At 40.0% G+C, this 12,527-nt stretch carries 10 protein-coding genes and 1 tRNA gene; 6 read left to right on the top strand and 5 right to left on the bottom strand.

The genetic code is table 11. The features are described from left to right. Positions 1-290: 290 nt before the first annotated feature. Positions 291-2,627 (bottom strand): sensor histidine kinase, encoded by a 2,337-nt coding sequence (locus BM043_RS09280; RefSeq protein WP_092790960.1) that lies wholly within the window; start codon positions 2,625-2,627, stop codon positions 291-293. A 67-nt stretch (positions 2,628-2,694) separates the two neighbouring features. Between BM043_RS09280 and BM043_RS09275 the strand changes: the two genes are divergently transcribed. After that, positions 2,695-3,447: a LytR/AlgR family response regulator transcription factor gene (locus BM043_RS09275; RefSeq protein WP_092790959.1), complete on the top strand. Its 753-nt coding sequence runs from the start codon at positions 2,695-2,697 to the stop codon at positions 3,445-3,447. Between the two features lie 232 nt (positions 3,448-3,679). Here the strand turns inward: BM043_RS09275 and BM043_RS09270 are convergent, their stop codons facing one another. After that, positions 3,680-4,423 carry a flavodoxin family protein gene (locus BM043_RS09270; RefSeq protein WP_092790957.1) on the bottom strand — a complete coding sequence of 248 codons (744 nt, stop codon included), beginning with the start codon at positions 4,421-4,423 and terminating at the stop codon, positions 3,680-3,682. A gap of 575 nt (positions 4,424-4,998) precedes the next feature. Next, positions 4,999-5,724: a subclass B1 metallo-beta-lactamase gene (gene bla / locus BM043_RS09265; protein ID WP_143189505.1), complete on the bottom strand. Its 726-nt coding sequence runs from the start codon at positions 5,722-5,724 to the stop codon at positions 4,999-5,001. A gap of 197 nt (positions 5,725-5,921) precedes the next feature. On the opposite strand from bla, the gene BM043_RS09260 reads away from it, so the two are divergent. Beyond that, positions 5,922-5,995 (top strand) — tRNA-Pro (locus BM043_RS09260). A gap of 227 nt (positions 5,996-6,222) precedes the next feature. Here BM043_RS09260 and BM043_RS09255 read toward each other — a convergent pair. Beyond that, positions 6,223-7,299, bottom strand: coding sequence for an AI-2E family transporter (locus BM043_RS09255; protein WP_092790952.1), 1,077 nt, complete (start codon positions 7,297-7,299; stop codon positions 6,223-6,225). 134 nt (positions 7,300-7,433) lie between these two features. On the opposite strand from BM043_RS09255, the gene BM043_RS09250 reads away from it, so the two are divergent. Continuing rightward, a complete protein-coding gene (locus tag BM043_RS09250) occupies positions 7,434-8,288 on the top strand; it encodes an alpha/beta hydrolase (RefSeq protein WP_092790950.1) in 855 nt (284 codons plus the stop codon). 86 nt (positions 8,289-8,374) lie between these two features. Then, entirely contained in the window at positions 8,375-9,508 is a 1,134-nt protein-coding gene (locus BM043_RS09245; RefSeq protein ID WP_092790948.1) for a 1-acyl-sn-glycerol-3-phosphate acyltransferase, read from the top strand. 1 nt (position 9,509) lies between these two features. Here the strand turns inward: BM043_RS09245 and BM043_RS09240 are convergent, their stop codons facing one another. Further along, positions 9,510-10,730: a GAF domain-containing sensor histidine kinase gene (locus BM043_RS09240; RefSeq protein WP_092790946.1), complete on the bottom strand. Its 1,221-nt coding sequence runs from the start codon at positions 10,728-10,730 to the stop codon at positions 9,510-9,512. Between the two features lie 132 nt (positions 10,731-10,862). Between BM043_RS09240 and BM043_RS09235 the strand changes: the two genes are divergently transcribed. Beyond that, positions 10,863-11,438 carry a peptidylprolyl isomerase gene (locus BM043_RS09235; protein WP_092790944.1) on the top strand — a complete coding sequence of 192 codons (576 nt, stop codon included), beginning with the start codon at positions 10,863-10,865 and terminating at the stop codon, positions 11,436-11,438. Positions 11,439-11,447: 9 nt separating this feature from the next. After that, a complete protein-coding gene (locus BM043_RS09230) occupies positions 11,448-12,524 on the top strand; it encodes a Gfo/Idh/MocA family protein (RefSeq protein ID WP_092790942.1) in 1,077 nt (358 codons plus the stop codon). The last annotated feature ends 3 nt before the right edge of the window (positions 12,525-12,527 follow it).

The raw sequence follows: 12,527 nt of genomic DNA, 5'->3' as shown, positions 1-12,527 counted from the left end.
TATCTTTCACCGTATTTTAGTTTGCAACCTTAAAATACAAAAAAGGAAACCCCGAAAAAAGCTGGAAACAGCCGATTTCGGGGTTTTTATATTATGTTTTTGTTATTAATATAGCTGAATATCAGCTGATTATAAATACTACAAGAAGCCCTACTTAAATTTCAATCAATGAGGGAAATGCGTATCACTAATCTTAATACAGATAGAAAACTTCCAATTGCGACTTAATTGGAATACCACTGGGATCTGTGAAAACTGATATAATAAATACCGATTTCAAAACCAAACCGTCATCTTTTATTAAAGTGGACTGACACTCTAGTACCTTCCCCAATTTTTGATTCCACAAATATCTCACCTTCATGTCCTTCTATCACGTTTTTTACAATTCCCAATCCCAATCCTGAGCCTTGAAATTCCGAGCTATTGCTAGCTCTAAAAAATGGAGTAAAAATATAAGTGATCTCTTCATTAGGAATCCCAATTCCAGCATCTGACACAGAAAAACCGTGGGTTTCTGGAGTCCCGAATATTTCAATTTCCACTTTTCCATTTTCAGGATTATACTTTATCCCATTCGCTATGAGGTTTAAAACAGCTCGCTCCATCAGAAATGCATCCCAGTAAACCGTAAAATCTTCTAAACAGAAATTTTTAAATGAAACCGAATCAGTAAAATCTTTTCCGTTAATCAAATTATTAAAAAAATCCACAAATGAAATTTTTGATTTACTTAAAATCGAATCCTTTGTTGCAAAACGGTTATAATCTAACGAATGCGAAACTAAATTCTGCAGAATATTAATTTCTGAGCTCATCTTATTAAAATGACGCTCCAATTTTTCTTTTATCACAGTATTTCCGATTTGATTTAAATAGTGCATCCCTATATCCAGACTGGAATTGAGAGTAGCAAGAGGTGTTTTAAAATCATGTGAAACCAAACTTAAAAAATCGCTTAAAAAATTTTTGAACTCTATTTCTTTTTCTAATGAACTTTTCAAACTGATCTCTTGCTGCATTTGCCGAGTTACATCTCTGATAAAGGCTATAGTTATTTCACCTTGTTCTCTTTCTACCACATTGATTGAAGTTTCCAGCCACATCTCTTCTTGATCATAGAGTTTGACTTTCAATCTTGACCTATAATTCCCTTTGAATTGGTGATACTTAGGAGTATGTGTTTTTAAAATTAAATGCCGAATTTTTGACTGAATTAATTCATCTCCAAGCCCAGGCCCTAAAAGCTTTTTATAGGCAGGAGTAAGTAATTGGAATCGATTAGCGCTATCAAGCACTGCAATAGTATCGGGAGAATGCTCACCCAATGTTGATAGAATAAGTGATTTTTCCGACGACTCCCGACGAAACTCCTCGCTTCTAACCTCTGTTTTTATGGCATCCAAAATCACCGAATATGTAGTGGCAAATGGACTTAAATCATCCACATCACTTTGAGAAAAACCACCTTCTTTATTTCCCAACCCGATAAGCCCGACTACCTCCTTTCTCTTTAAAATGGGAATACCTAGGAAATTTTCGATAATCGGATGGCCAGGCACATGAACATTTTTGGAATAAGGACTTCGCTTTGGATTATTTTCACAAATCACTTTCCCCAGCCGAATACTTGCTCCAAACAAATTATCAAAATGCCTAAAAATAAACTGATCATTTTTTAATTTTTCCAACAAATCAACAGCATCTTTTCCCTCAAAAGAAAAGTCGGTTACCGCATGAATTTTCATCAGTCTGGCACTGCCTTCGGACTGACTCACCTCACCTACAAACCCATATTTGGCTTTAGAAACATCTAAAATCGCATCTAAAAAATGTTGGTAAGGATTAAAATATTTGCTTTTTGATAAAAAAGAAATTTGAACCTCACTTAGCCTTGAAAAAATCAAGTTTCGTTTTTCCTGAATCTGGGAAAGGCTGACTTGTTCATCCACATCCTTTAGAATAGCCAAAATACAATAGTCTTCCTCTATTTTTATTTTCGAAAAAGAAACATCAAACCAGCACCCTCCTTTTTTCTTTAAATCAAGCTTACTCCTTAATTGAATACTAATCTCATTGGAATAAACCCAGAATAGCAAAGACTGATAATCTAGTTTTTCTAAAAAAAAATCACTCACTTGAAATCCTTTCCCCAGCTCAGATAATCGATTGTTCAAACAGGAAATCAAGTTGTAATTTGTGACAATCACGTTGCTCATCTCCCTGTTAAATAAAACAGCGGGATCTACTAGCTTATCTAATAAATCAACAATTAAATCATGCGTGAGATTGAAGTTACTCTCCACAGCCACCGGGAATATTAAAAGATGAATTGTGTCAGCTTTGGGATTATACCAACCGTACTCTACCACCTTAAGCCGCTTATCCGTATCCGTCAATTCATAACTTACTTTTAAATCCATATATTTTGGGTAAGCAACGAGCCGACTATCTAAATCAGGTGAAAGACATGCGATACCTTCATAAGAATTTAAGTCTAAAATTTTCTCCCAAAATTTTGCTCCGAAAAGGGTTTTAAGCCTTGACGAAATTTTAAGTAATTCCCCACTAGAAAGTGAAAAAATTAAATCCTCATTATCAGTATAGGTAATTAATTGATTCTTCATTTCTTGGAAAATAGGACTAGAAATCTAATTTTGTTGAAAATTTAATAAAAAATATACCTTTTTTACCATGGTTCAAGAAATGGTATCGCCTAAAATACTTTTAGTTGAAGATAACCCTAATTTATCCGAAAATATTAGCGAATTGCTAACCATAAACGGGTTCATTGTTACAGATATTCTGGATTCAGCCCATCTTGTTGAGGAAAACCTTAAAAAAAACCCGGCAAATCTAGTACTGATAGACATTAAACTCAAAGGTAAACAAAATGGAATTGAGCTTGCTACTCAAATCAGAAGGCACTTTACTATCCCTATCGTATTTATCACCTCTTCATCAGGGAAAGAAATAATTGAAAAGGTCAAACACATCAAACCTGATGGATTTATAGTCAAACCTTTTACCAAAGAGTCATTAATTACATCCATCCAACTCGCAATTGAAAATTTCTCATCCTTAGATCAGGCAAAAAGTGGCACCCAACTGATCCATGCCCCAAAATCAATCGATGAAATATTTATAAGGGACAATGGATGGCTTAAAAAAATCGAAATTGATGAAATCGAGTTAATTAAAACCGAAGGTACTTATTCCCGCATTATCACTGAAGGCAAACAATTCACCCTCAGAAATACCGCAAAAGAAGTACTTGGGAAGCTACCGGATAATCAATTTTTGAGAGTACACAAATCCTATATCGTCAATCTGAAAAAAATAGAAGCGTTTAATTCCACAGTCATCAAAATAGCCCAACATGAAATTCCGATCGGAAGAAATTTTTACAAGGACCTGGTTAATCATGTAAATAAAATCAATAATTAATTTTGCCTGTCAAAACATTACTAATCAACTGTAATTCAATATTTTGTATAACCCTAAGAACTGCCAATATTCCTCAATAATTCGAATTTTCTTTTTTTCCAAATTTTAAGTAAGCCTATTTGCCAAAGATTGATTTGAAATTAACCTAGGAAAAAAATATGACTACAAAACTGATTCTTTGATAACTAGTTGGCTGTTATTTTTTCCTTCTATAACTAATTTTTCATTAGATCTACCTATACTCCGGATTAGGATGTTCATGATCGCTTTCATCCCATTCCTTTCGGATATTTCCATGAGCTGGAAAGCCATTTTTTAGGATAAAGGCTAAGTGCATTAGATTCCAGGTCATAAAAGTGGTATTTCGAGTAGTAAAATCATTTTCGATTCCTCCACTCCCTTCATCCAGATAACTCGGCCCAGGACCCGCCTCCCCGATCCAACCGGCATCTGCCTGAGGAGGAATACTATAGCCCAAATGCTGCAAGCTGTATAGCAAATTCATCGCACAATGCTTAATTCCATCCTCATTTCCAGTGATCAAACATCCTCCGGCTTTTCCATAATAAGCATATTGCCCATGTGCATTCAGTTTACCCGAATAGCCATAAAGCCGCTCAATCACCTTGGTGGCGATGGAGGACTTTTCGCCGAGCCAAATGGGAGTTCCGATGACCAGAATATTCGCATCCATCACTTTTTTCTGAATTTCCGGCCACTCGTCTTTTTCCCATCCATGCTCTCGCATATCAGGGTAAACTCCGGGGGCTATATCAAGGTCTACAGCCCGGATCAATTCAGTTTTCACCCCGTTGGCTTGCATAATCGTCTCAGCCATGGACATCAAACCCTCGGTATGGGACTGCTCCGGGGATTTTTTTAGCGTACAATTAATCAGCAACGCTTTTAAATCAGAAAAATCAAAGGGGTTGGATTTATTCCATCGGTTTTGGATATCGTTGAGTTTGAATTTCATGGGGATTGAGTTTGGGTTAAGGAAGAAAATTAAATTATATGATTGTCCGCAATGATGCCAGTAGCCCAATTTTCTTTACTAAAAAGACGGATCCGCCTCTGCGGACAGGTGTCCGATGACCGATGCCTGCATAAATCTATCATTTTCGCAGAATTTTAGCTGTTCAGTTTTGCTACTGGTAAGAAAGCGGATATCCATATTAAATTATACCAGACTGCCCGATGGTAAATCGATGGACAGAATTTGGTATCTCTTTACACGCTCAATTCCAATTTAATAAAAAAACCGTCCCTAACCGAGACGCTCATTTTCATCTGTTTATAATTTGTTTTTTAGAGGTCATAACTTGTCCCGTCCCGATTTATCGGGATACGGGATGGAATCCCTGCCTGGCAGACAGGTCGCAGAATTGATCGTTATCGCAGTGTGTGACTTTTTAGTCATGCTTGTCTGCTTCAGGCAGGCTCGATTTCATTCCTTCAAAAACAATTGTCAATTTGATCCTGCAGCCGATTGCTTCGGCAACGTTTTTTGCAGATTCTTTTCCATAAATACCTGGATGAGAGTATTTTTAATCAATGGAAAAGTTTGGCGGTATATTCTAAAAGTTCTTTTGTCCCGGCCTTTCCATGCCCAGGAACTACCACTTTAAGCTCAGGGAAATTCTCTTTGATTTGCAATGCCGTTTTGCTCCAGGAGAGGGTATCTGCATCCGCCAGATTTCCTTTTCCAGCACCCATTTCCTTGATCAGACAGCCACCAAAAAGAACTTGATCTTTCTCCACAAAGCACACGGTATTGTCTTCGGTGTGCCCTTTCCCAAAAAACTGAGTTCTCACTTCAAGGCTTCCCAATTTCAAACTTAACAAACGATCAAAACCCAGCTTTGGAGTTGGAAATCCATTTTCATCTGCAAGCGAAATTGTCAATCTAGATCCATAAGAGGGGATTTTTTGGCGATGAAAAGCTTCCAAACCGCCTACGCAATCTTCATGAAAATGAGTGGCGATCACTCCAGAAACTTCAAGATCCATTTGCTCCTGCACCCAATCCAGTAAAATCTCCGCATCCCCTTCCTCAGCAGGAGAATCCACCACTATGGCTTTCCCCTCATTTACCACTACTATCCCATTACAGGGAACTTTCCCAAAGGAATCTGTCTCCAGATACGTTATGTGCTGAAAAGTATGCTCGCTGAGTTGAAGGATTTCCAAGCGCTCATTTTTAAAGACTGATTTCTGAGCCAAAGACACATTAAAAGACAAAAACAGAGTAAAAAATGCGAGGCTAAGAAGTTTCATAGTTTCTGGGTTTTTGAATGCATCCAAAGACAAAAAACCAGCCAATCGGACTAGTCACCTTGAGCTGAAGAAAAATAAATTTTTAAAATCCCAAAATGATGAAAAACCAATTTAATCCCTACATTTGCATTCCGATTCAGCAAGACCAGTGCTTGATTAAATCGTGATCTGATACGAAGTTCAAAGAAACTAAAGTTCGGGGTGTAGCGTAGCCCGGTATCGCGCCTCGTTTGGGACGAGGAGGTCGTAGGTTCGAATCCTGCCACCCCGACTAAAAAATCCAATCACGGAAGTGGTTGGATTTTTTGTTTTCTAGCCCTAGTACTGAGAAGTACTTAATGAAAAAAAAGACTTGCGGACGGTAATCTGTTTTGGAATTTATTGAACATCAGCTTCTATCGGGGATCTTCGGTGGGTACTGTTGCTACCCAGACTATTTTTTTGAGTTTTATCTCTTCTTCAAGGCTATTGATTTCCAAATGAAAGCTGATATCCAAATCACTTATTTTCTTTTGGGGTTCGCCGAAAAATCCGCGAAAAACTCCAGCCACTCGATTGACTTTTTGGCAAATCATCACTCAACAAATATCCAAAAGCCTCCAGTCCGACCGTTCGCTCCAGCGTGATTTTGAGTACACCGACCAATGGAATGAAAAGCACCATTCCGGATATTCCCCAAAGCCAGCCTCCCAACAAAATCGCCAGAACAACAGCCAATGCATTCACTTTGACCTGAGATCCTACAATCAAGGGAGTGATGATATTATTTTCCAAAAGCTGAATTCCCCACAGTACCCCAAAAGTCAACAAAGGGTAAATCATACTATCCGTAGTCAAGAAAACGTAAAGAATTCCGAAGAAAGACGAAATAAAAACACCCACGTAAGGGATCAAATTCATTACCGCTATAAATGCCGCAAAGAGTAAAAAATACTTCACATCGATCAAATAGAAAAACAAACCTGCTAATACCGCTACAATCCCAGTTACTCGGATCATCCCACTGAGGTAAAGCTGAATGACCTTTCCCGAATCCACCGCCCAATCCAGCACCCGGTCCTTATTTTTGGACGAAAACCGAATCAAAAACTCGACGAAAAAATCCTTGTAATACATTAACAAGAAAATATACAAGGGAATGATTCCTGCCAAAGTCAGAGATTTTCCTGTGGCAAAAAGTGTATTGTTTAAATTCTCAGGTTTGAAATAATTCAGCAATTCCTCAGAATTAGCGTCAGTTAAAATTTCCTTCCCGAGTAAAAGCGAGACTTCTTCCAAATAAACATTGAGCTTCGTTTCCAAGCTTTGACCGATCTCAGGGATATCCCGGATCAACCCGACCATTTGACCGAGTAGCGCATAAAACACCCCAAATGCAACTAAACTGACCAACAAAATGCTTAAAACGATCGCCAAACTGCGCGGCAATTTCTTTCTCTCAAACCAATTGGAAATCGGATTTAACGCAAAGGCAAAAAAAACTCCCCAAACCAACGGAACTAGCAAAAAGGCTCCTTCCCGCAAGGTAACGGCTCCCAAAACTATGGAAATCAAGAAATAGGCGGTTTTCTGCATTGTTAGTCCTGCTTTAATTGAAAGCAGGAATATACAAATTTGCCGGAAGTCCTATATTCCCGATTGTAAAACCCCTGAGAAAAAATTTACCATTAATCCCTATTTTTCCTCTTTCTAAACCCAATCTCAGACCTATGAAAAAATCCCTCTTTCTGATTTTCCTTTTCCCCATCATGGCTTGGTCCCAAGTCAGGGTGGATACGATTCAAGTTTACAGTGACTTAATGGAAAAGAACCTGAAAGTTGCCGTTACCCTTCCTCCCAGCTACGAATCGGGCAATGACAGCTATCCGGTACTCTATCTTTTGCATGGTGGATCAGGAGCATTTAATGATTGGCATCAAAAAGTCACCGAACCAGGTCTGGTCAATCGAATGGCCGCTGCATACAACCTCATCATCGTCAGCCCCGGAGTAGGACCATCGAGCTATTATTATGACAGCCCGACGATGGACAGTGTGCAGTATGAAAGCTACTTCACTCAGGAGCTGATCCCTGAAATAGACCGTCAATACCGAACCTTGGCACAGAAAGAATCCCGAGCCATTACCGGCTTGTCTATGGGAGGACATGGTGCATTGATGATTTCAGCCAAACATCCGGATTTATTCATCGCCGCCGGCAGTATGAGCGGAGTAATGAATATCGATACCCGAATGTGGAAAGTCCCGGAGGATTTCAGAAGTCTGAGACAAAAAGGACAAAAAGAAATGCTGGGAGAAGGGCTGAATTACGAAGCACCAGACTTTAATCCCTATACTGTTGTAGGTCTTGTAGATCAAATGAAAGCCAATAACATAGCACTGATTATCGACTGTGGAGTAGATGACTTTCTGATCGATACCAATCGTCAAATCCATCAATTGCTCCTCGAAAATGAAACGCCCCATGAATACATTGAGCGGCCGGGTGCGCATACCTGGCAGTATTGGACAGAGGCTTTGCCTGTCCATCTTTTATTTATTAATAAGTACTTGAAACGGGACTAATTAGTCTCTGATCAACATAGCTTAAAGCATAAATCTTTCACTTTTTGAGCGATTTTTTGCTTTTTGCAAACAGTTCATCCCCATTTATGTCAAAATTCGATTCCATCAGACCATTCTATGACGCCGAGGCAAATCAGGCGATTCGTCAGATTATTGACGATCCCATGCTGGAGGCCATGATGAGTTTTTCCTTTCCCAATGACAGCAAAAAACATTGGAAAGAAAGGCTGATTCATACCCATTCGCTTCGGGATTTTCAGATCAATTTCATTTATCCGGGATTGATGCGGGTTTTGGAGAAAAGTTCGGATGGATTAAGCACCGGAGGTTTTGAAAAACTAGAACCCAATACCGCCTACCTTTTTGTCTCCAATCACCGGGATATCATTTTGGACACTTCTCTTTTGAATGCTTGTCTCTATGAAAATGGCTTGGTTATGACGACTTCAGCCATCGGGGACAACCTGATCCAAAAACCCTTTCTCCATACCCTATCCCGGCTCAATCGGAATTTTGCGATTCGCAGAGGATTATCAGGAAGGGCACTTTTAGAGAGTTCTCAATTGGTCTCGGCCTACATTCGCAAATCTCTGGTTCAGGAAAATCGCTCGGTTTGGACGGCTCAGCGCGAAGGACGAACCAAAGACGGCAATGATATCACCCATCGAGGAGTGCTCAAAATGCTCACCTTGGCAGAAGAAGGAAACAACCCCTTTGGTTTTTTTGAAAAAATCAAACTCGTACCCATTTCCATATCTTACGAATACGATCCCACCGATATTCTAAAACTGCCTGAACTCCTGGCAAAATCTCGCCAGGAAAAATATGTAAAAGGGGAAAATGAAGATTTTCTCAATCTCCTGCGTGGAATCATGGGCACCAAAAAACGGATTCATATCGAGGTCAATGGCATACTCGATCAGGAAATCCGACAAATCGCCCAAGATGAGAGCAATCAAAGCGAAAAATTATCTCAACTCGCTGAAGTCATCGATCACAGCATTTGGAAAGGCTACAAACTGTGGCCGAGCAATTTTATCGCTTATGACTTGCTGGAAGGCAATGAAGCACATCACTCCCACTACACCGAATCTGAAAAACAGGCTTTCCAAAAAAGAATCCAAGAAAAACTCAATAGCGAAAGCCCGGAGGAATTACAAAATTTCCTATCCATGTACGCTTTTCCAGTGATCAATAAGCAAAAGGTCAAGCTCAATTAGCCTATTCTTTGATCGGGATGGTGATCTTAAACTTGCTCCCTTCCCCGGGTTTTGACTCGATATGAAGTTTTCCTTTGAGGCTTTGGATCAAATGGGTAACCAAATTCAATCCAAATCCAAATCCTGTCTCATTCCCAGTTCCTTGGGTGCTTTCCGCCCTACCTTCCAAAATCTCAGTTATTTTCTCCTTACTTATGCCGGTACCGGTATCTGCCACCTCAAAGCGTAGGATTTTTTCCAAATCCAAGACTTCCATTTCCATAGTGACATTGACCTTTCCTCCAAGCGGGGTGAATTTCAAGGCATTGGAAATCAAATTACCCAAGATTTGCATCAATTTATTTTTGGGAAAAGGGATATCCGCATTTTCATCTTTGTAGGTTACTTCTAGCTTGATCGATTTTGAAATGGCCTGCGGAGCATACATATCACTGAGCTTAGCCTTTAAGGTTTCTAAAGTCAGCTCTTGCGCAGAGGGCAGTTTCTTTTTCTCTTTTCCATAGTCTTGAGAAAGAATCTCATCAGCCAGCTCAAGGACCGACTTTCCGCTCCTTTGGATCAATTTGATAAAATCCAAAACCTCCCCCAATTTGTTGCTATCGCCCTGCATCTGGATGATCTCGGCCAGTCCGATAATGCCCCCTATCGGCCCTCGGATATCATGGGCCACTTTATTTTTTACTTGATTGCTTTCCGAAATTTTGGATTGGAGCTGACTGATGGCAAAGTGAATTCGAATCCGATTGACCACCTCACCGGCAATTAATTCCAGCATTTCCTTTTTCTCAGGGGTGATTTCCTGATATTCTTTATCCAAGACACAGAGTGCTCCCAAGTTGATATGATCACTTATTTTGAGCGGTACGCCAAAGTAATAGGTCAAATTCGGATCTGATTTGACATAAAACTTATCCTTAAACCGCTCATCTGACGCCAAATTTTTGATTTCAAATCCCTGCACATCATCGGGAACTGCGATGGTATACTGGCAAACGGAATCCTCCCGGGGCATTTGCTCCAAATCTATCCCAAATGAAGACACACTCCACTGCGTATACGAATCAATCAAATTGATCAAAGAAATCTCCGTTCCAGCTACTTTTGCGGCCAGCTTAGTCAAATCTTTAAAGGACTCCTTAAAATCCCTGTAATCAAGATCCAGCTCTGACAATTTCAGCAGCCTTTCAAGTTCATTTTTAGGTAAAGGATTTTCAGAAAGCATAGTGGTTTTTTAAAATAAGATTGATTCTGATTGCAATGATTTATCTTACTTAAAGTTTCAAATTATTTAGCTTGAAGTAAATACTTTCTTTGCTCGCATAAAAATATAAATCAGTAAAAAGATGCAAATACCATGACAAAAATCATCCAGACCTTTATCTTATTTCTAATCACTTTGTTATCAGGGATTTGTCAAGATAAATCACCCATTGGCAAAATCACCACTCCAATGGGTGAGATCTATCTATCGCTTGATGAGCGTACTCCGGCGCATCGGGATAGCTTTATCCAAATGGCCGAAGCCGGGTACTGGGATAGCCTCACATTTAACCGAGTCATCCCTGATTTTGTCGCGCAGGGTGGGTGTCCCGATACTCCAGAAGGATTCAATGATCCGGAATATTTGCTGGAGCCCGAGTTTCACCCCGAGCTGAAGCATGTCTATGGAGCTCTAGGTGCCGGCCGGGACGACAATCCGGGAAAGCGATCAGCACGCTGCCAATTTTACATTGTCCAAAATAAAAATGGGCTTCATCGGCTCGATGGAGACTATACCATATTTGGACATGTCATCCAAGGGATGGATATTGTGGATAAAATTATCCGCTTAGATCGAGATGAAAAAGATGAACCGCTTCAAGCTGTGAATTTGAAAATCGAAATCTTATATTTAGACCAGTTGGCTATCGAAAAATTAAAAAATCAGTAAACCTCTTTTATGAAAAACCCGATACGGATCCTCATCGTGGGTTGTGGAAATATGGGTGAATCCCATGCTACTGCCTATCATCATATGCCTGAATTTGAAATCTGCGGTTTAGTAGCTCGTGGCGAAAGCAAGATGAAGCTCAATAAAAAACTAAATGCGTCCTATCCACTTTTTGATGATTTTGAAACTGCGCTAAAATCTACCCATCCAGAGGCCGTTTGTATTTCTACTTATCCCGATACCCATGAGGATTTTGCAATCAACGCGCTGGAGGCCAATTGTCATATTTTTATCGAAAAACCCCTTGCCGATACGGTTATTGGCTGCGAGCGAATCATAGCCAAAGCAAAAGAAAAAAACAGAAAAGTAGTCGTAGGCTATATTCTCAGACATCACCCTTCTTGGATCCGATTTATCGAAGAAGCCCAAAAACTAGGCAAGCCACTTGTCATGCGAATGAATCTCAATCAACAAAGTCATGGCTACATGTGGGATGTACACCGAAATCTGATGAAAAGCCTTAGCCCTATTGTGGATTGTGGCGTGCACTACATTGACGTGATGTGTCAGATGACCCGATCCAAGCCCTTAACCGTCTCGGCAATCGGAGCAAGACTTACCGAGGATATCGCAAGGGATAACTACAATTACGGACAGCTTCAGATTCGATTTGAAGACGGTTCGGTTGGCTGGTATGAAGCAGGCTGGGGACCGATGATTTCGGAAACGGCCTTTTTCGTCAAAGACGTTTTTGGGCCAAAAGGAGCTGTCTCCATCGTCGCAAAAGACGCCGGAGCGGCAGGAAAATCAGATGATGTGGACAGCCACACCAAAACTGAATCCATCCGAGTTCACCATGCCGAGATAGATGACAAAAACAATTTCACAAAATCTGACCAATGGATAGACATGAAAGATGAGCCAGGTCATCAGGAGCTTTGTGTCCGTGAGCAAGCTTATTTTCTACAAGCGATCACAGAAGACATCGATCTCACCGATCATCTTCAGGATGCGCTCAATAGTCTGAAAATTGCATTTGCCTGTGATGAATCCGTAAAAACCGGTAAAATCATTTCCATGGACTGATTT

It is taken from the genome of Algoriphagus hitonicola, assembly GCF_900113375.1.
Classification (GTDB): Bacteria; Bacteroidota; Bacteroidia; order Cytophagales; family Cyclobacteriaceae; genus Algoriphagus; species Algoriphagus hitonicola.
Note: the sequence above shows the minus strand (reverse complement) of the source record. Positions and strands in the feature narration are given on the sequence as shown.